Source organism: Candidatus Accumulibacter sp. ACC005 (assembly GCF_907163215.1).
Classification (GTDB): Bacteria; Pseudomonadota; Gammaproteobacteria; order Burkholderiales; family Rhodocyclaceae; genus Accumulibacter; species Accumulibacter regalis.
The window spans coordinates 1-19,486 of sequence record NZ_CAJQUB010000012.1 but is presented as its reverse complement, the minus strand read 5'-3'; the positions used below and the strand labels follow the sequence as shown (position 1 = coordinate 19,486).

The 19,486-nt window shown below is 62.0% G+C and carries 18 protein-coding genes, 1 tRNA gene and 1 pseudogene; 10 read left to right on the top strand and 10 right to left on the bottom strand.

Going from position 1 to position 19,486, the window contains the following annotated elements; translation table 11 throughout:
- From QZ613_RS13895 to QZ613_RS13875, 5 genes are all read left to right on the top strand, one after another.
- Positions 1 to 1,443 carry a hypothetical protein gene (locus QZ613_RS13895; protein ID WP_291982884.1) on the top strand — a complete coding sequence of 481 codons (1,443 nt, stop codon included), beginning with the start codon at positions 1 to 3 and terminating at the stop codon, positions 1,441 to 1,443.
- A gap of 140 nt (positions 1,444 to 1,583) precedes the next feature.
- Positions 1,584 to 2,939, top strand: a complete 1,356-nt coding sequence (locus tag QZ613_RS13890) for a patatin-like phospholipase family protein (protein WP_043569631.1) — start codon at positions 1,584 to 1,586, stop codon at positions 2,937 to 2,939.
- A gap of 295 nt (positions 2,940 to 3,234) precedes the next feature.
- Positions 3,235 to 4,533, top strand: coding sequence for a citrate synthase (gene gltA / locus QZ613_RS13885; RefSeq protein ID WP_043569633.1), 1,299 nt, complete (start codon positions 3,235 to 3,237; stop codon positions 4,531 to 4,533).
- 333 nt (positions 4,534 to 4,866) lie between these two features.
- Positions 4,867 to 4,941: transfer RNA gene (locus QZ613_RS13880), tRNA-Val, on the top strand.
- Between the two features lie 245 nt (positions 4,942 to 5,186).
- The gene (locus QZ613_RS13875) at positions 5,187 to 5,477 is read left to right on the top strand and encodes a DUF3579 domain-containing protein (protein WP_043569635.1); all 291 of its coding nucleotides are present in this window, start codon (positions 5,187 to 5,189) and stop codon (positions 5,475 to 5,477) included.
- Between the two features lie 81 nt (positions 5,478 to 5,558).
- Here QZ613_RS13875 and murA read toward each other — a convergent pair whose 3' ends face one another.
- The 10 genes from murA to QZ613_RS13825 all read right to left on the bottom strand — a co-directional run bounded on the left by murA (position 5,559) and on the right by QZ613_RS13825 (position 12,573).
- Complete coding sequence (gene murA, locus QZ613_RS13870; protein WP_043569637.1) at positions 5,559 to 6,830, bottom strand: UDP-N-acetylglucosamine 1-carboxyvinyltransferase; 1,272 nt, start codon at positions 6,828 to 6,830, stop codon at positions 5,559 to 5,561.
- The gene (locus QZ613_RS13865) at positions 6,823 to 7,068 is read right to left on the bottom strand and encodes a BolA/IbaG family iron-sulfur metabolism protein (RefSeq protein WP_043569639.1); all 246 of its coding nucleotides are present in this window, start codon (positions 7,066 to 7,068) and stop codon (positions 6,823 to 6,825) included. The genes murA and QZ613_RS13865 overlap by 8 nt, the downstream gene beginning before the upstream one ends.
- A 3-nt stretch (positions 7,069 to 7,071) precedes the next feature.
- A complete protein-coding gene (locus tag QZ613_RS13860; RefSeq protein ID WP_291862783.1) occupies positions 7,072 to 7,824 on the bottom strand; it encodes an ABC transporter permease in 753 nt (250 codons plus the stop codon).
- Positions 7,821 to 8,744, bottom strand: a complete 924-nt coding sequence (locus QZ613_RS13855) for an ABC transporter ATP-binding protein (RefSeq protein ID WP_043569643.1) — start codon at positions 8,742 to 8,744, stop codon at positions 7,821 to 7,823. Before QZ613_RS13855 ends, QZ613_RS13860 begins: the two co-directional genes overlap by 4 nt.
- A gap of 35 nt (positions 8,745 to 8,779) precedes the next feature.
- On the bottom strand, positions 8,780 to 9,073 hold the full coding sequence (locus QZ613_RS13850; protein WP_291862777.1) for an STAS domain-containing protein: 294 nt from the start codon (positions 9,071 to 9,073) through the stop codon (positions 8,780 to 8,782).
- Positions 9,070 to 9,684 carry a phospholipid-binding protein MlaC gene (locus tag QZ613_RS13845; RefSeq protein WP_291982882.1) on the bottom strand — a complete coding sequence of 205 codons (615 nt, stop codon included), beginning with the start codon at positions 9,682 to 9,684 and terminating at the stop codon, positions 9,070 to 9,072. The genes QZ613_RS13850 and QZ613_RS13845 overlap by 4 nt, the downstream gene beginning before the upstream one ends.
- 66 nt (positions 9,685 to 9,750) lie before the next feature.
- Positions 9,751 to 10,467, bottom strand: a complete 717-nt coding sequence (locus QZ613_RS13840) for a VacJ family lipoprotein (protein WP_043569648.1) — start codon at positions 10,465 to 10,467, stop codon at positions 9,751 to 9,753.
- A gap of 18 nt (positions 10,468 to 10,485) precedes the next feature.
- Positions 10,486 to 10,953, bottom strand: a complete 468-nt coding sequence (gene mlaD, locus QZ613_RS13835; protein ID WP_043569650.1) for an outer membrane lipid asymmetry maintenance protein MlaD — start codon at positions 10,951 to 10,953, stop codon at positions 10,486 to 10,488.
- Positions 10,953 to 11,768, bottom strand: a complete 816-nt coding sequence (gene mlaE, locus QZ613_RS13830) for a lipid asymmetry maintenance ABC transporter permease subunit MlaE (protein ID WP_043569652.1) — start codon at positions 11,766 to 11,768, stop codon at positions 10,953 to 10,955. Before mlaE ends, mlaD begins: the two co-directional genes overlap by 1 nt.
- Positions 11,755 to 12,573, bottom strand: coding sequence for an ABC transporter ATP-binding protein (locus QZ613_RS13825; protein WP_043569655.1), 819 nt, complete (start codon positions 12,571 to 12,573; stop codon positions 11,755 to 11,757). Before QZ613_RS13825 ends, mlaE begins: the two co-directional genes overlap by 14 nt.
- A gap of 140 nt (positions 12,574 to 12,713) precedes the next feature.
- Here QZ613_RS13825 and QZ613_RS13820 point away from each other — a divergent pair, with 140 nt between their 5' ends.
- From QZ613_RS13820 to QZ613_RS13800, 5 genes and pseudogenes are all read left to right on the top strand, one after another.
- Positions 12,714 to 14,165 (top strand): sigma-54 dependent transcriptional regulator, encoded by a 1,452-nt coding sequence (locus QZ613_RS13820; RefSeq protein WP_291901942.1) that lies wholly within the window; start codon positions 12,714 to 12,716, stop codon positions 14,163 to 14,165.
- Positions 14,165 to 15,559, top strand: coding sequence for an AAA family ATPase (locus QZ613_RS13815; protein ID WP_043569658.1), 1,395 nt, complete (start codon positions 14,165 to 14,167; stop codon positions 15,557 to 15,559). The genes QZ613_RS13820 and QZ613_RS13815 overlap by 1 nt, the downstream gene beginning before the upstream one ends.
- Before the next feature lie 115 nt (positions 15,560 to 15,674).
- Positions 15,675 to 17,495 (top strand): pilus (MSHA type) biogenesis protein MshL, encoded by a 1,821-nt coding sequence (gene mshL / locus QZ613_RS13810; protein ID WP_291862762.1) that lies wholly within the window; start codon positions 15,675 to 15,677, stop codon positions 17,493 to 17,495.
- Entirely contained in the window at positions 17,492 to 18,784 is a 1,293-nt protein-coding gene (locus tag QZ613_RS13805; RefSeq protein WP_291862759.1) for a tetratricopeptide repeat protein, read from the top strand. The genes mshL and QZ613_RS13805 overlap by 4 nt, the downstream gene beginning before the upstream one ends.
- Before the next feature lie 51 nt (positions 18,785 to 18,835).
- Positions 18,836 to 19,486: pseudogene (locus QZ613_RS13800) on the top strand (secretion system protein E); the annotation flags it as partial.

Genomic DNA, 19,486 nt, shown 5'->3' with positions numbered 1-19,486 from the left:
ATGAGTCGAGGGAAGCCGAAGCACTATCTGTTTTCCGCACTTGCCCTGCTCCTCGTCTTCGTCGGCTGGCAGTTGTTCCGCGGCGGCAAGCAGGACTTCGCGAACGAGCTCGATCGCTTCAAATACGGCTCACTGGGCGCTGAACTGGTCGCCGGCATTCCCTATCCGATCTTTCGCGCCTTGCCGCAGGTCTTCCCCGATCTGCTCGAACGCCACGCCAGCCTGGGACCGGGCGCCGACCAATCCGGGGGCGCGGCTTACGAAGCCTTCGGACTCGCCGCAGAAGCCGACCACCCCCTGCCGATCGGCTTCTCCATCAAGCGCCTGGGCGTAGAGCGCGTCACCATCAACTGCGCGCTATGCCACACGACGACCTATCGCCTCACCCCGGATGAGGCGCCGCGCCACGCTCACGGCGGCCCCGGACACACGGTCAACGTTCAGGGTTTGCTGCGCTTCCTGTTTGCCGCTGCGCACGACCCGCGCTTCACTGCCTCCGGAATGTTGCCGATTATTGAACGGCAATCGACGCTGGACTGGAGCGAAAGGGCAATCTACGCAGCGCTGTGGATCCCGCTGACGCGCCTGGCGCTGCGCATCGCCGGCGATCAGCTCGCCTGGACGGAAGAAAAACCTGCCTGGGGACCGGGACGCGACGACGCTTTCAACCTGCCGAAATTCGTCCTCACCCAAGCCCCCTGGGACGACACCGTCGGCAATACCGATTTCCCCGCTCTGTGGCGGCTCGGCGAACGCAGCGGACATCTCCTTCACTCCGGCGGCGAGGCGCGTAGCGTCGCCGCCGTGATCGCCAGTTCCACGCTCGGCACCGGTGCCCTGCCCTGGGGAGGATTTGACGCCCGCAATCGCTGGCTCGAAAGCTTTCTGAGCGCTCTCGCGCCACCACCGTTCCCGGCCCCGACCGACCCCGCGTTGACCGCACGCGGCGGCGAGCTGTTCGCCAGCCAGTGCGCCGGCTGTCACGGCAGCGACGGCGAACGCACCGGACAGGCAATCCCGGTCGCGGAAGTCGGCACCGATCCCGAACACGTGCTGACTTTCCAGGCCGGGGACGCCCGGCGCATGAATCGTGTGACCGCGACGCTTGGCATGGGCAACGCCGAACTGCAAGGTGCACAAGGCTATGTGGCGCGCCCGCTGGTGGGAATATGGTTGCTTGCGCCCTACCTGCACAACGGTTCGGTGCCCACGCTGCACGATCTCTTGGCGCCGCCGGCGCAGCGCCCGAGCGTATTCTATCGGGGCTACGACGTGCTCGACACGGTGAAGGTGGGATTCGTCGCCAGTGGTGACGCGGCGCAAGCGAACGGCTTTCGTTTCGACACCCGCCTGCGCGGCAACGCCAACGGCGGCCACCGCTACGGCACCGAACTGGCCGCGCCGGACAAGCAAGCCCTGCTAGAATTTCTCAAGACCCTCTAGCGCAAGCGACGGTGGTGGTGAGGCGCGCCGCTGGCCGTCGCCGCAGAACCGCGTGGCAAAGGCCGCGGCATGTCGAGTAACGGTGGCGAACCCTGTAGCGCCGCCGGCTCGCTGATTCACCACCCGCTGAAAAGGATCAAATGGCCAATTCCTTTTTCTACCCCCTGCGTCTTTCAGGCTTGCTCGCGCTTGCGCTGCCGCTGCTTTCTGCCTGCGTGTCGTACGGCAAGATCAGCAACGAACCCATCGCCGAGGTCGGGCCGTCTGCAAGATACTCGATGACGCAAGCGGTGCATTCCGCTCGTTCCGACGACGCGACAATGATCCTGGCGTTCTCAGGCGGCGGCACGCGCGCTGCCGCGCTGGCGTATGGCGTTCTGCAAGCGCTACGCGATACCCGCGTCACGCTCGACGGCCGCTCCCAACGACTGCTGGACAAGATCGACATCATCAGCTCGGTCTCGGGTGGCAGTTTCACGGCCGCCTATCTAGGCTTGTACGGTGACCGGATTTTCACGGACTTCGAGCACGACTTCCTGCGCCGCAACATCTCCATTGAACTGATGCAAGGACTCCTGGATCCAGCGCTGCTGCTCTCCCAACGTGGGCGTACCGAAATGGCAGCCAATTATTACGATGGCAACGTCTTCAAGGGCGCAACCTTTGCTGATCTGCAGAGCCGGGGCGGACCGCTGATCGTGATCAATGCCACCGACCTCGGTCGCGGAGTGCGCTTTTCCTTCCTGCAGGATTACTTCGACCTGCTGTGCTCGGACCTTTCGTCGTTCCCGATTGCCAGTGCGGTCACCGCGTCATCGGCGGTGCCGGTTCTCTTCCATCCGCTCGTGCTCGAGAATCGCCAAGGCTGTACCGATCGCGCGCAGAGCGTTCTCAGCGGCTTGCAACACCGGGCAAGCAGCTCGGCGCAGCTGTCGCAGGTGGTCGACGGACTGAACAGCTACACGCTCAAGGACCAGCGCCGCTATATTCACCTGGTCGACGGCGGCATTACCGACAACCTGGGGCTGCTGGCCATCTACGAGATGATCGAGTTGGCTGGCGGCGCAACCAATTTGCTCGACTCGCTTGGTGGCGCTCCGCCACGCCGTTTCGTTGTCATTTCGGTGAACGCCTCCACCTCCCCGCAATACGGAATGGAACTGAGCAGCGCAGCTCCGTCGATGGCCGACACGGTCAATCTGGTGACTGACATCCAGCTTCATCGCACCAACGCCGCAACGATGGCACTGCTGCGCAGCAGCATCGAGCGTTGGGCGGCAGACCTATCAACGCCGGAGCAAACGGTCGAATCGTATTTCGTCGAAATTGATTTCAAGAGCATTAAACAAGCGGAGCGAAGACGCTTTCTGAACCAGATCCCAACGAGCTTTGCTTTGAAGGGAGAGCAGGTCGATGAACTCATCGCGGCGGGTCGCGAGTTGCTGCTCAGCAACGCAGAATTTCAACGCCTGATCAGCGACCTGGGGAGGCAGTGAGCCAGCCAGCTCGTGCGCACGATGGCCACGCGGCCGGGCGCAGCGTCAGGCGACATCTGCGGGGGGCCGGCGAGGGCTTTCTGGCCGGAACTGCGGTACACTTGCTGGCCAAGACCGTCGTCCGGCCAAGTCGTCTGATTGCCGATCGCCACGCCAGGGGCGGAAAATGTTCCAAGTGAGCGCAGGTGAAGGTGCCGAGGCCGTGGGCCTTGGCAAGCATCAACCGAGAGCGTGACCACGGTCCCGTCTTCCACCTGCACGTCGTGATGTCGAGTATCTGAAGGGGAATTGAGTGATGAGCAGCGAACATAGGGCGACTTTGACCATTACCGGAGAAGCTCCGGTGCACTTTCCGATTCTGACGCCAACGCACGGCAACGAGTGTGTAGATATTCGTGCACTCGGCGGCAAAACCGATCGTTTCGGGTACGACTCCGGCTTCGAGTCGACGGCCAGCTGCAAGTCGAGTATTACCTACGTTGACGGCGCGAAGGGTGAGCTGCTTTATCGCGGCTACCCGATCGAGCAACTCACCGAGCACTGCGACTTCCTTGAAGTTGCTTATCTGCTGAAGAACGGCGAACTGCCGAATGCCGAGCAGAAAGCAGGCTTTGCGGCGACGATCACGAAGCACACTCCCGTACATAACCAGATGGTGAACTTCTACCATGGCTTTCGCCGCGACGCGCATACCATGCCGGTGATGGTTGGGGTGGTCGGCGCGCTGTCAGCCTTTCATCGCGAAGCTGCCGACTTTTCCGATGTCGAGCAGCGCAGTCTTACCATTCATCGGATCATTGCCAAGATGCCGACGTTGGCGGCCATGGCCTACAAGTACACCATGGGTCACCCGCCGATGAGCCCACGCGCCGACCTCGATTACGCGGCCAACTTCGTGTACATGATGTTTGCCAATCCGGCCGAGAAGTTCAAACTCAACCCGGTTCTGATGCGGGCATTCGACCGACTTCTGATCCTGCACGCCGACCACGCTCAGGACGCTTCAACCTCGACGGTACGCATGGCGGGCTCGTCCGGGGCCAATCCCTTCGCCTGTATTTCTGCCGCAATTGCTTGCCTGTCGGGTCGCGAGCACGGCGGCGCCAGCGAAGCCTGTCTGGCAATGCTCGAGGAAGTCGGCGATGTGCGGAAAGTCGCGGCGATGATCAGCCGCTCGAGAATCGAGAGCGACCGTTCCAAGGTCACCGGCTTTGGTCTCTACGTTTACCGAAATTTCGACCCGCGTGCAAAGCTGATGCGCAGACTGTGCACCGAAGTGCTGACAGAACTCGGTCTCGAAAACGATCCCCTGTTCAAGTTGGCCATAGAACTCGACAGGATAGCCCTCGAAGACCCTTACTTCGTCGAGAACAAGCTCTATCCGAACGTCGATTTCTACTCGGGGATCCTGCAGAAGGCGCTTGGTCTGCCCGCTTCGATGTTTGCCTGCATCGTTGCCGTGGCGCGCACCGCCGGCTGGATGGCGCAGTGGGAAGAGATGCGCGCCGATCCGGAATACAAGATCGCCCGTCCGCGCCAGCTCTACGTCGGCCCGACACGGCGCGACGTGCCTGCCGCATCGGCGCGGGTCTGAGCGCGACGGTAGACAGCGCGCCCCCGGACGGCTGGCTGAGCTTGCGTGTACGAGACCTGCGCTGGCCGCCGTCCGCTGCGACGACCGTACCGACGCCCAACCAACCGCTGCTGCTGCGTTGCCGGCACGGTCGATTGACCCGTCTATCGACTTGTGATCTAATCCCGCCTGCTGTCGGCTTGGCGCCTGAACGCGGCGGCGTCGGACAGGGTGAATGGCCAGGTTATGGTAGGCAAGTGCGTTCCTCCCGGCGCAAATCGGACGAGGTTCATGCGCAGCGGCTCGCGGCTGAGCCGGCCTCCGTGCCGCGGACCATCCACGAATCAACACGCTGGGCGATTAACTCAGGGGTAGAGTGCCACCTTCACACGGTGGAAGTCAGTGGTTCGATCCCACTATCGCCCACCATCTGCATGCGACGCTCCTCGGCCAAGCGGACCTCTCGCGGCAACAACAGGCCTGGGCCGGGCGCCCGAGATTTCCAGTGCAAGCCGTATTTTCCCTCCGCGGAGTATCGCGGCGCCTGCCGCGAGCGGCAAGCGCCGCCTTGCAGACGCCTTTCTGGTAGAATCGTGCCGTCGCTGCCCTTTCCAGCCGTTCAACGACGATCCGCGCATGATTCGCGGCTACTCTTGTTACGATCTCACCCAGATATGACCACTTCGTCGCACGCCTCGTTCACCATCGTCGGGCTGACTACCGCCGGCAAGAAGTTCCGTCCAAGCGATTGGGCAGAGAGACTCTGCGGAGTTCTGTCGGCTTTCGGCGCCGAGAAGCGAATGAAGTATTCGCCGTACGTCGGGCCGCGGAGCTACAAAGGTGAAAAGGCTGTTTTCGTCGACGGTCGCCTGTACGAAGTGGAACCCATGGCCTATCGCTTCGTCCTGAATTTCGCTCAGGACAACGACCTGCAGCTGATTGAAGGCCCGTCACCCGCTCGCTGAAGGCCTGGGTAGTTGGTGATAGTGGCCAGCGCCCCTGGCCGCTTTGGCGCAACGCGTTCCCCTGCCTTGCTGCTGGCTTTTTCAGCTGATCCGTCGCACGCGCGCGCCAAGCTGACCGAGTTTCTCCTCGATGCGTTCGTAGCCGCGGTCAAGATGGTAGATACGTTCGATCTGCGTCTCGCCTTGCGCGACCAGGCCGGCGATGACCAGACTGGCCGAGGCGCGCAGATCGGTGGCCATGACGGTCGCCCCGTCGAGATGGTCGACGCCGGTAACCATGGCGTTGCTGGCATCGATCTTGATGTCCGCACCCAGGCGAATCAACTCCACGGCGTGCATGAATCGGTTCTCGAAGATCGTCTCCCGGATCACCGACGACCCTTCGGCGACACAGTTGATGGCCATGAACTGGGCCTGCATGTCCGTCGGAAAAGCCGGGTAAGGCGAGGTGCGGATGCTCACGGCCTTGAGTCGCGGCGGCGCCTGCAGGGTGATCGCTGTGCGTTCGCTGAGCACATCGCAGCCGGCGTCGAACAGCTTGTCGACCACCGCATCGAGATAAGCCGCCGAGGTATTGGTCAGACGGACGTGGCCGCCGGTCGCTGCGGCAGCACACAGATAGGTTCCAGTCTCGATACGGTCGGCCATGATGGCGTGTGTCGCACCGTGCAGACGTTCGACGCCCTGAATGCGAATCTTGTCGGTGCCGGCTCCGGCAATCCGCGCGCCCATCGAGACCAGGCAATTGGCCAGATCGACGACCTCGGGTTCGCGTGCCGCATTCTCGATGACCGTTTCACCCTTGGCCAATACCGCGGCCATCATCAGATTCTCGGTCCCGGTGACGGTGACCATGTCGGTGAAAATCCGTGCGCCGGCCAGACCGCGCTGCCCGGCTTTTGCGCCGGCCGTGGCATGGATGTAACCATGCTCGACGCGCAGCTGCGCGCCCATTGCCTGTAACCCCTTGATGTGCTGCTCGACCGGTCGCGCGCCTATTGCGCAGCCACCGGGCAAGGAGACCCGCGCCTCGCCATGGCGCGCGACCAGCGGGCCGAGGACCAGGATCGCCGCACGCATGGTCTTGACCATGTCGTAAGGGGCAAGCGGGTTGTCGAGCCCGCAACTATTCAGGACCAGCCCATCGTCACCCAGGTCTTCAACGTCCACGCCCATCTGTACAAGCAGGCGCAACATCGTCGCGATGTCTTTCAGCCGGGGAACATTGGTCAGATGCAGCGGTTCGGAAGAAAGCAGGCTGGCGCAGAGAATCGGCAGGGCGGCGTTCTTGGCGCCGGAGATGGCGATTTCGCCGGAAAGCGGGATGCCACCCTCTATCAGCAGCTTATCCACGCGTTGCACCCCACTCTTCGGGCGTTTGCGTTTTCATCGACAGGGCGTGCAGTTGGCCGCTGTCGAAGTGCTGACGCAGTACTTCATTCACCGCTTGCTGTCGTTGCACACGGTTCTTGCCGATGAACTCGGCGCTGACGATCAGTGCTTCGAAATGGTGGCCATCGCCAGCAACTTCCAGATGTGCGCAGGCAATGCCTTCGGCGATGATGGCTTGGACTTGTTCAGGGTGCATCATGAGTCAGGACCTCAGTTTGTAGCCGCTCCTGAGCAGCGCCAGCGTCGCGGCCGAGACCAGCAGGAGACTTGCGGTGACCACTACCAGGCTGTTTTCCGGAGCCACGTCGGAGACGCCGAAAAAGCCGAAGCGAAAGCCGTCGATCATATAGAACACGGGATTGAAACGAGAAACCAGCTGCCAGAACTCGGGCAGTGAATGAATCGAGTAGAAGACACCGGAGAGCATGGTCAGCGGCATGATCAGAAAGTTCTGAAAACCCGCCAGCTGGTCGAACTTGTCGGCCCAGATGCCGGCGATCATCCCCAGCGTTCCCATGATCCCGCCACCGAGGACGATGAACACGAGAATCCAGTGCGGGGCAACGAAAGTCAGCGGTGCCAGCCACATGGTCACCAGCAGCACCCCGACCCCGACCATCACGCCGCGCAGCATCGCCGCAACGACATAGGCGAGGAAAAACTCGACGTAGGAGATCGGCGGCAGAAGGACGAAAACGACGCTGCCGGTGACTTTCGACTGGATCAGGCTTGACGAGCTGTTGGCAAAGGCGTTCTGCAGGGCCGACATGATCACCAGCCCGGGAATCAGAAAGGCTCCGTACGGCACGCCATGGACCTGCACATGCGACTCCAGTACGTGCGAGAAGATGAGCAGGTAGAGCAATGCCGTCAGTACCGGTGCGCCGACGGTCTGAAAGCTGACTTTCCAGAAACGCAGCAGTTCCTTGTAGAGCAGGGTCCGAAAACCGCTCAACACGGCGCCGCGTCCTTGCCGGCAGAGCCTTGCATGACGCCAAGAAAGACGTCCTCGAGGTCGGGTTGCGTCAAGCGCATTTCTTCGATCACGCAGCCGCCGACACGCAAGCCTGCGAGTAACGGTTCCAGCTCGTCGAGACCGGCGAGCTGGAATGTCCAGGTGCCGCCGCTTTCGCTCGCGCGCATGCGCAGCACGGGCGGCAGCTGCACGGGCCCCGCCAGGCGGAGGTTAAGCGTCTGGCCTGAGAAGCGCGCGAGCAGGTTGCGCGTCGTGTCCAGGGCCACCACCCGTCCCGCTTTGAGCATCGCGATCCGGGCGCACAGGGCTTCGGCTTCCTCGAGATAGTGCGTGGTCAGGATGACCGTGTGGCCGTCTTGATTGAGGCGCCGGATGAATTGCCACAAACCCTGACGCAACTCGACGTCGACGCCGGCGGTAGGTTCGTCAAGGACGATCACCGGCGGCCTGTGCACCAGCGCCTGCGCCACGAGAACGCGCCGCTTCATGCCGCCGGACAAGCGGCGCATATTGGTGTCCGCCTTGGCGGTCAGATCAAGGTTGGCGAGAATCTCGTCGATCCAGTCGTCATTGCGACGAATGCCGAAGTAGCCGGACTGAATGCGCAAGGTTTCACGGACCGAAAAGAAAGGGTCAAAAACCAGCTCCTGCGGCACCACCCCAAGCCGGCGTCTGGCTTCGCGATAATCGCTGACCACGTCGTGGCCCATCACCGTCAGCTGGCCGGCGTCGGGGCGGACGAGACCGGCGAGGCACGAGATCAGTGTCGTCTTGCCAGCACCGTTCGGGCCGAGCAGACCGAAGAATTCACCTTCGGCGATCTGCAGCGAAACACCGGCAAGCGCCCGCAGCGAACCAAAGCGCTTTTCCACCCGAGAAATGGCGACAGCGACGCTCATGGCATCGGGAACGGCGTCGAAGCCAACTCGCCCGTTCAGGCGAGGGGAAGCAGTTCGGAGACGCCGTACAGCGCTGCCAGGCTGATCAAGCTTGCTGGCGGATTGGCGACGCGCAACTGCACGGCACTCTCCGCTGCCTTGCGCTGCCAGGCAAAAAGAGTCGCCAGAGCTGACGAATCGACCTCGGCAACCCCGGCCAGATCAAGCAGCACGCTCGCCGAGCGCTGGGCAGAGCTCAAGGCGCGACGCCCGGCCTCATGCAGCGCGCGCGCGTTGGCGATGACCATCGGCGCAGTGACGCGCAGCCCGCCTTCCGCTTGCTCGATCACGGGTTGCTGGTTTCCAGCTGCGTGTTGCGCTCGCTGAGCATCTGGATCAGGCCATCGATTCCCTTGTTGCGCACTTCCTGGGCAAAGGAGCCCCGGTAGTTGGTGACCAGGCTGACACCGGCGACGATGACATCGTAAACCTTCCACCCGTCGCCCTGTTTCTCAAGCGCGTAACTGAGCTGCACCGGCTTGCTACCTGGCTGGACGATCTCGGTCTTGACCACCACGTCGGTCTCGGCAGCGTCGATCTTGCTCGGGCTATAGGTGATGGTCTGGTCCTTGTACGAGGTCAGCGCGTTCGAGTAGGTGCGTACCAGCAGCTTCTTGAACTCTTCCGCCAAGCGCTTTTTCTGCTCGGGCGTCGCCTTGCTCCAGTTGCGTCCGACGGCGAGTGCAGTCATGCGGTGGAAATCGAAATACGGCAGAACCTTGGTCTCGACCAGTTTGATCGCTTTTCTGGTGTCACCGCTTTGAATGTCCTTGTCCTGGCGAACGATGGTCAGGACGTCATCGGTGACCTTCTGGACCAGTGCGTCAGGCGACCCTTGCTGCGCCCACGCGCTGCCGGACAGGACAGTCAAAGCGAAAAACAACGAAAGCAGATATTTCATGGCATCTTTCCGTGCAATAGAGGATTCGACCCCGCGAGGCGGGTTGGCATCAGCCTGCGCGGTCGATTAGTAGTCAAGTGGAATGCGTGGCGGGTCGCCGTCGAAGATCTCGTTGCGCCGGTGCTGCAGGTAGGCATCCCTGATGTACGAGTACTTGTCGAACGCCGCCTCCTCGATCACCTTGTCGGTGGGCAGGACGCTGGCGCGCAAATCAACGTAACGGACGGCAACCAGGCTGTTGCGCAGGGGTATGTTGTCCACGCGCCAGACCGGATCGTAATAGGTGTCGACCATCCAGCCGAAGGTATCGCGAGTGGTGCGCGGGCCGATGAGCGGCCAGTAGAAGTAAGGCCCGTCCGGGACCCCCCACTTGCCGAGCGTCTGGCCGAACTCCTCCGAGTGCTTGGTTAGACCCATTTCGCTGGCCACGTCGAAGACGCCACCAATGCCGATGGTGCTGTTGATCAGCACCCGGCCGACGTCCGAAAGAGCGTCGCCTCCCTTGCCCTGCAGAAGATTATTGATCGCTGTCCACGAGTCCCAGATGTTACCGAAAAAGTTGCCCACGCCGACTTTCACCGGCAGCGGAGTCACCGCGTCGTAACCTTGCGCAACCGGTTTGATGGCCACCGTGTCGAGGCCTTCGTTGACGGCGAACATGGCGCGGTTGAAGCCCTCGAAGGGGTCTGCCGGATCATTGTTCGTACTTGCGCAGCCACTGGCGACGGTGATGGCCGTTGCACAGACGTACGCCGATAGACGCCTTGAAAGCTGTGGTTTCACGATCTTCCTTTCTATCTGCTATTCGCTCGGAGCTTCTGAAGCCTTGCTGAACATGAACTGACTGATCAGGCTTTCCAGAACTACCGCCGACTGTGTTTTCGAGATGACATCGTTCGCGGCGAGCATTTTTTCGTCACCGCCCGGGTCAAGCCCGACGTACTGCTCACCGAGCAGGCCCGCGGTCAGGATCAAGGCAAACGTATCTTTCGGAAAGCGATAACGCTCGTCAATATTGAACGTCACCACCGCTTCGTACTCACTGGGATCGAAATGGATGTCGACCACCCGCCCAACGACGACACCGGCGCTCTTGACCGGCGCCCTGACTTTCAGGCCGCCGATGTTAGCAAACTTGGCCGTCACCGGGTACGTTTCGGCGAAATTTCCGGCCGACAGATTGCCGACCTTGAGCGCCAGAAAGAGCATGCCAGCCAGCCCCACGGCAACAAAAATTCCGACCCACAGGTCGAGCAACTTGCGACTCATCAAGCCTCCCGGAACATGAACGAGGTTAGTACGAAGTCGAGGGCCAGGATTGCCAGTGCCGACTGGACGACGGTGCTCTTGATCGAACTGGAAACACCTTCTGCGGTCGGTACGGCATCGTAGCCCTCGAAGACTGCGATCAACGAAACGGCGACACCGAAGACGAAGCTCTTGATGATGCCGCTCCAGATGTCATAGCGGAAATCGACCGAAGCCTGCATCTGCGACCAGAAGGCACCTTCATCGACGCCAATGAAGACGACCCCGATCAGGTAGCCACCAAAGACACCGGCCGTCGAGAACAGGGCGGCCAGCAAGGGCATCGAGATGACCCCGCCCCAGAAACGCGGCGCCACGACGCGGGCAATCGGATTCACGGCCATCATGTCCATCGCGGTCAGCTGCTCGGTGGCCTTCATCAGGCCGATCTCGGCGGTGATCGAAGAACCGGCGCGCGAAGCGAAAAGCAGGGCGGCGACGACCGGGCCAAGTTCGCGCACCAGCGACAGCGCCACGAGGACCCCGAGCGCCTCGGCCGAACCGTAGCGTTGCAGGGTCTCGTAGCCCTGCATGCCCAGCACCATGCCGATGAACAGCCCCGAAACCATGATGATCAGCAGCGACTGGAAGCCGGAAAAGTAGAGTTCCCGGATGGTCAGGTGCAGGCGCCGGAATGATTGCCCGGAGAGCAGCAGGAGCATGACAAAAAAGCGCGCAGCGAAGCCGAGTCGCTGCAGCGCGTCGTTGACGCGGTGTCCCAGGCGGGTGACTCCCGAGAGCACCGAAGCGCGACTGTTCTGCCTAGGATTGCTCATACGCGTCTTTCGCCAGCAGTTCGCGATCGAGCGGCTCTGCCGGATAGTGGAAGGGAACCGGTCCGTCCGCCTGCGCGAAAACGAACTGGTGAACAAAGGGGTGTTGCGAAGCGCGGATTTCGTCGGGCGTACCCAGGGCGACCACTTTTCCGTCCGACATGAAGTAGATGTAATCGACGATCTGCAGGGATTCCTGAATGTCGTGGGTGACCATGATCGATGTCGCGCCAAGCGCATCGTTGAGCTTGCGAATCAGTTGTCCGATGACTCCGAGCGAGATCGGATCGAGACCGGCAAAGGGTTCATCGTACATGATCAGCATCGGATCAAGGGCAATCGCCCGTGCCAGCGCCACCCGCCTGGCCATGCCGCCAGAGAGTTCAGCGGGCATCAGCCGGCTGGCGCCGCGCAAGCCGACGGCATTGAGCTTGAGCAGCACCATGTCGCGAATCAGATCTTCGGGCAGGTCGGTGTGCTCGCGCATCTGATAGGCGACGTTGTCGAACACCGAGATATCGGTGAATAGGGCACCGAACTGAAACAGCATCCCCATGCGCCGGCGCAGGGCGTAGAGTTCATCGGCGCGCAACTCGGGTACCGACCGACCGTCGACAAGGACGTCGCCGCGACTGGGCTTGAGCTGGCCGCCGATCAGCCGGAGCAGGGTCGTCTTGCCGCAACCCGAACCACCCATGATGGCGACGACCTTCCCGCGCGGGATCTGCATGCTGATGCCCTTGAGGATCGGTCGATCGTCGTAGGCGAAATCAAGATCCTTGATCTCGACAAGATTATCGTCAGACACTTCTGCATCCTGAGACGAAAAAAAGCCGATTATAACGGATAGCCAGAGGAGGCCGCGTGAATTGCTTGGCGCCCGGTGCAATGGTGGAACAATGACGTGTTAGGCTATCCCGAAACGACCGCCCGCTCTTTCACTTTCCCATGACGGAAATCTTCCTGCCCGAAAAACCCCTACTGCTGATCGTTGACGACGACCCGCTGATCTGCGACACCTTGAGTTTTTCGCTGAGTTCGCTCTTCGCAGTGGTCACCAGCCATTCTCGTCCGCATTGCCTGCAGCTGCTTCGCCAGTTGCGCAGACCGCCGGAGCTGGCCCTGGTCGATCTCGGCCTGCCGCCGGTGCCGCATCGTCCGGACGAGGGCTTTGCGCTGATAACGGACCTGCTCAAGATCGCTCCCGAGATCCGCATCGTCGTTCTCTCCGGGCAAAGCGAGGACGGCAATGCTCGCCACGCACGTACGCTCGGCGCTGCTGATTTCGTGGCCAAGCCGTGCAACCCCGGCGACCTGCAGCAGGTTCTCCAGGGCGCCCTGGCCTTTCGCGCCCTCGACGCAAGACGCCAGGGCGAGGACGCCTCCCCGCTGATCGGGCACAGCCCGGCCATCGAGAAGCTGCGCGTGCAGCTGCGCCAGTATGCCGACCTGCCTTTCGCGGTGCTGATCGAAGGCGAGTCGGGCAGCGGCAAGGAGATAATCGCCTCTGCCTGTCTGCACTACGATACTCACCGCCGCGAGAAACCGTTTCTGGCGCTGAATTGCGCTGCCATCTCGCCAAACCTGGTTGAAGCGACGCTCTTTGGCTACGCTCGCGGCGCGTTTACCGGCGCAGTCGCCACCAAGGCGGGCTACTTTGAAGACGCGACCGACGGCACGCTGTTCCTTGACGAGATCGGCGAACTGGCCCTCGAACTCCAGGCCAAGCTGCTGCGGGTACTCGAAAACGGCGAGTATCAGCGGGTCGGCGAAACCCAGCAGCGCTTCAGCCAGGCACGTATCATTGCCGCCACCAACCGCGACCTGCGCAAGGAGGTGCGCGCCGGCAATTTTCGGGCCGATCTTTATCACCGCCTGTCGGTGTGCGCGATCGTTGCTCCGCCCTTACGCGAGATGGGCGACGACAAGCTGCTCCTGCTCGAGCACTTCCGGCAACTGTACGCGGCACAGACGCGGCAGCTGCCATTCACGCTCTCTGCCGAGGCAAGACTTCTTTGGCTCGACTACGCTTTTCCAGGCAACGTCCGCGAATTGCGCAATATCGTCATTCGTTTGGTCAGCAAGCAGTCGGGGCAGATCGTCGACGTCGCCGCGCTGGAAGCCGAGCTTGACGTCCCCGACGAGCCGCTGGCCGCTTCGGCCAACATCGCTCCGGGCAGCGATGAGGCCGCTGGCGAGGCCATCGTCGCGGCGGCAACACAGCGTTTGCGGCAACGCGAACCGTTCAGCCTCGATGGGCTGCTCAACGCCACCGAGCGCGGCTATATCGAGGCCGCGCTGAAGCTCGCGCATGGCAATGTCAGCCAGGCCGCGCGCCTGCTCGGCATCCATCGCACGACACTCTACAACCGCATGGAATCGTCGGCGCGGGAACTCTGATGTATCTTGAGCATTTCGGTCTGCATCAACCCCCCTTTCGCATCACGCCACATACCGAGTTCTTTTTCTCTGGCGGCAAGCGCGGCGCGACGCTCGAGGCGCTGATCTACGCGATTACGCACGATGAGGGGATCGTCAAGGTCAGCGGCGAGGTCGGTAGCGGCAAGACCATGCTCTGTCGGATGTTGCTCGAGAAGCTGCCGGACAACGTCGAGACGATCTATCTGGCCAATCCGATGCTCTCGCGCGAAGAAATCCTCTTCGCCATCGCCGACGAGCTTGGCATCCCGCCAGCGGAAGGGCGCAGCCATCTGCTCCTTCGCTCACTGCAGGAACGTCTCCTGGAAATCTATGGCAGCGGGCGCCAGGTGGTGGCCCTGATCGACGAGGCCCATGCCATGCCTCCAGAGGCTCTGGAAGAAATCCGCCTGCTTTCCAACCTCGAGTCCAATCGTCACAAACTCCTGCAAATTGCCCTCTTTGGTCAACCCGAGCTCGATTTCCGCCTGCAGCAGGCAGACATGCGCCAGCTCAATGACCGCATCACGCAAAACTTCAGGCTGGAACCGCTGCGCCAAAGTGATGTATCCGTCTACCTGCTCTTCCGCCTGCGCGCTGCCGGTTATCGGGGTCCGGATCCGTTCACCAAAGGGGCCATAGAGCTGATCAGCAAGGCCTCCGAAGGGCTCAGTCGACGCATCAACATTCTTGCCGACAAGGCGCTGCTCGCGGCCTTTTCCGAAGGCGTGCATCAGGTCGATCGACGACAGGTGCGCAGCGCGATTGGCGATGCCGGATTCAGGCGCCTCGGTCGCCGTTTCAACGTCGGCTGGGCCTGGGCAGGGGCCGCAGCAGGCGTCTGTGCCATCGCCTTCCTGGCCTACTCTGCCGGAAAGCAGAGCCTTGGCAGCATTCCTCTCGCGCCAGCGATCGTTACCACTCCGCCGCTCGCCGTGCCGGCGGAGCAGGCCGTAGAGCCGACAGCTGTCGCGCCGACTTCGCCACCGGAGGCGCCTTCCGGCGCAGCGCTCGCGGCGGCGCCTGTCGGAGTTGCCGAGGCGCCGCACGCGCAACCGCCACTGACGCTGGCCGAGCGAAGCGCGGCAAGCAAGGCCTGGCTGGCAAAGACTCCGGATAGCCATTTCTTCATTCAGTTGCTCGTTGTCGATGCCAGCAGCGAGAAAGAAGTACTTGATTTCATTGACAAGCATGCAACGATGCTGGATCTTCGACAGCTTCGGATCTATCGCTCGAATCTGAGCGGCAAAGACCGGCTCGGCGTCATTTACGGCGACTACCCGTCGCGCGAGCTGGCCAACGCGGCGCTGGCCAAGCTTGCCGAGGTCAGCCCGGCGAGCAAGCCCTACGTTCGATCGGTCAGCAGACTACGCTGACCAGCCCCTCGGACGAAGCGACAAACATAGTCACAACACAATAAAAATCATGCACTTGCATCGAAGTTCTGTCGTGGTATCATCAACTCCACTGTTAACCGGAGCAAGCTCGAGCGTGCCTCTGCCAATTCTCGGCGCCATCCTTCTGGCCCTTCTCCTCGGCGCGTGTACGCCAACGACGCTGAGCAGCGGGCCGGCAGCCGCTCACCTGCAGAAAGACAGCGCGCCCAGCACGCCGGGCGCCATTCCCGCCCCGGTGCAACAGAGCCTCTCGCTACCGAGGCCACGGCCGGCTGCCAAGACCGAAACCTACAGCGTGGTGGTCAACAACGTGCAGGTTCATGACCTGCTCTTTGCCCTGGCCCGCGATGCCAAACTCAACGTCGACATCCATCCCGGCATTGTCGGAGAAGTGACCCTCAACGCCATCGATCAGACCCTTCCGCAGTTGCTCACGCGCATTTCCAAGCAGGTCGATATGCGCTTCGAACTCGATGGCCCGAACCTGGCGGTGATGCCCGACACTCCCTATCTCAAGAACTACAAGGTCGACTACGTCAACATCTCTCGCGATGTGACCGGCACCGTGTCGACCAATACGCAGATCTCGACCAGCGCGCTGGCCACCGGCAGTGGCGGCGCTGCGGGAACGGGCAACACCTCGCGAATTCAGATCGAGAACAAATCGAACAACCGTTTCTGGTCTTCTCTCGAGAAGAACCTGAAAGACCTGCTACATGAGACCGACAAGATTTTCCCGGAAGGAACGACCGAGACGGTGACCGAGCAAAGTGCATCGCAAAGCACAACCGGCACCGGCGGAACAGCGACGGCAACGGGTACTACGGCTCGCCTGACGCAACTCGCACAGAACCTGGCCGGCAGCCCGAACCCGGCGACCTTGCAGAATGCCGGCGCCACGGTCGTCAAGCGCATGACTTTCCGCGAGGCGGCGTCGGTGATCGCCAATCCGGAAACCGGGGTGATCAACGTCAGAGCGACGTCTCGACAACACGAAAGGGTCCAGGAGTTCCTCGATCGGGTGATGGGCAGCGCCCGGCGCCAGGTGCTGATCGAGGCGACGATCATCGAGGTTGGCCTCAGCGATGGCTACCAGCAAGGTATCGAGTGGAGTCGTTTTACCAGTGGTAGCGACTACAGCGTGACCAAACCCGCCTTGACGACCAACGTCGGTAGTGTGGTCACCCCCTACGTCCTCAAGTACCGCAACCTCGACCCCTTGAATCTCCTGTCGACCGTGGAGCTGCTGCGCGCCTTCGGCACCGTCAAGGTACTCTCCAGCCCGAAACTGACCGTGCTCAACAACCAGACCGCAACGCTCAAGGTATCGGAGGATTTCGTCTACTTCAATGTCAAGCAGGACGTCGTTCCGGGCAACACCAACACTAACGCCACGGTGACCACGACGACCACGCCACAGTCGGTGTCGATCGGTTTCTTCATGAGCCTGACGCCACAAATCAGCGACAACGGCACGGTCACCTTGAACGTTCGCCCGTCGATTTCCAGCATTGCCGAGCTGAAGCAGGATCCCAACCCGAGCCTGGCTGCCAACAACATCAAGAACCTCGTGCCGCAGATTCGCATGCGCGAAATCGAGTCGATCATGCGTGTCGAAAGCGGCGACATTGCTGTCCTTGGCGGGCTGATGGAAGACCGCCTGGATAACCGCGCCGGGCGCCTGCCAGGCCTCGGCGACATTCCGTTTATCGGGGAAGTGTTCAATACTCGCAACAACTCGTCTGCCAAGACGGAACTGGTCGTCCTGATCCGCCCGACGGTGATCAAGGATGCCTCGATCGATGGCGACTTCAGCAGCTTCAGAGACGTCCTGCCGGGCAAGGATTTCTTCAAGACCGACCAGGTCTATCGGCCGTTCTCGCTCCCCGAACGCCCTCCGGAGCCACTGCAGTGAGTCTGCTGATGGACGCGCTGCGGCGCGCCGAGGAAGCCAAACGCAAGGCCAGCGCCAACGCTCGGCCAACGGCCACGGTGGCGGGGGAACTGCGCCTCGACCCCCTGCCGCTGGAAACGCCAGCGCCATCCGACGAACAGACGTTCTCGTCGCTTGCCGATGACCTCGATGCAGTCGAAGCCGATCTGGCTTCGCGACGCCCGTCGGCAGCAGCGACAGGACGTGCACCCACGGCGGCACGCTCGGCAGCCGCCTTCGACAGTCAGCAGGCGGACGAGCGGACAGCCGCGAGAAACCTGTTTGCCGTCAAGCAGACACCCAGGTCACGCACCTCGTTATGGCTCTTTCTCGGCCTGCTCGGCGTGGCGACGATCGCCATCGGCGGCTATTTCTGGTGGCAATTGCAGTCCATTTCCGGCGCAGCGCTAGTCGCACCTACGTCCGCCGCGCGACCGCCGGCGTATCCACCAACCCCGGCAATGCAGCAGCAAGCAACACCGCTCGCGCACTCACCGGCCAGCACACTGCAGACGGCTGCAGAAGGGCACGGCGAACAGCCGCCCGCGGCAACGCCCGCCGGCGAAGCGCCCGAGCGATCAACGCCGGCGCAGCGAAAACCGGACGCCTCCTCATCCTCGTCCACAGGGCGCGCACCGAGAGACGGCGGCATGGCTCCGCGCGCAGCGGCGGCGGAGGTTTTCCAACGCAGTTCCGGCCGCAAACAAGCGACGCAGACCCTTGAAAAAGCCTACGACGCCTGGCTTGCGGACCGTCTGGACGACGCGCGCCGGGGCTACGAACAGGTCCTGCGTGGCGACCCCAGAAATGCCGATGCCCTGCTCGGCCTGGCAGCTATTGCCAACCGGCAGGGCCAGCTTGAGCGGGCGCAGGGACTGTTTCTGCAAGTTCTCGAATCCGATCCCGGCAACATGACTGCGCAGGCGGCGCTGATCAACATGCGCGGGCAGAGTGGCGCCAGTCAATCCGAGAGTCGTCTGAAGACCTTGATCGCCCGCCAGCCCGACTCGTCGGCCTTGTTCTTCGCCCTCGGCAACCTCTACGCCGGGCAGAGCCGCTGGAGCGATGCCCAACAGGCCTATTTCCAGGCTTATTCGCTGGAGCCGGGCAATGCCGACCATCTCTTCAACGTCGCCGTCAGTCTCGACCACCTGCGCCAGAAGAAGCTCGCAGCGCAGTACTATCAGATGGCCTTGAGCGCTGCCGAAACCTCACCCAGCGCCTTTGACAAGAATGCCGCAGAGCAGCGCATCCTTGAACTGCAACGATGAACGTGATCGTCTGCGACCATCGCTGCTGCTGAAGTGCCGGTCCAAGCCCTCATGAACGCTGCAGCCACTCCCGTCCATTCCCGGCCGCTAGGCCAGATCCTGCTCGGCAAGGGCATTCTCAGCGAGGACCAGCTGCGTATCGCCCTGCTCGAGCAGATGAAGTCCAACCGGCCGATCGGCAAGCTCCTGGTATCACTCGGCTTCGTCTCCGAGGCGACGCTACGCGACGCGCTTTCGGAAAGTCTGGGCAAGCAGAGCGTCGATCTCTCGAATGCGATCATCGACCCATCGGCGCTGAAATTCGTTCCGCGCGATCTTGCCAAACGCCACCACCTGCTGCCGCTCGACTACGACGCTGAAAACCTGCGGTTGACGGTCGCCATTGCCGACAGCAACGACATCGTCGCGCTGGACAGAATACGTGCGCTGGCCAGCGACGACATCGAAATCGAAACCCTGCTCGCCGGCGAAACCGAAATCGACCGCGCCATCGACCAGTACTACGGTCACGAGTTGTCGATCGACGGCATCCTGCACGAGATCGAGACCGGCGAGATCGACTTCCGTGGACTGCAATCATCGGCCGATGAGTACAGCCAGCCGGTTGTTCGGCTGATCGACTCGATCCTCACCGACGCCGTCAAGCGCGAGTCCTCGGATATCCACTTCGAGCCGGAAGCCAGCTTCCTGCGCATTCGTACC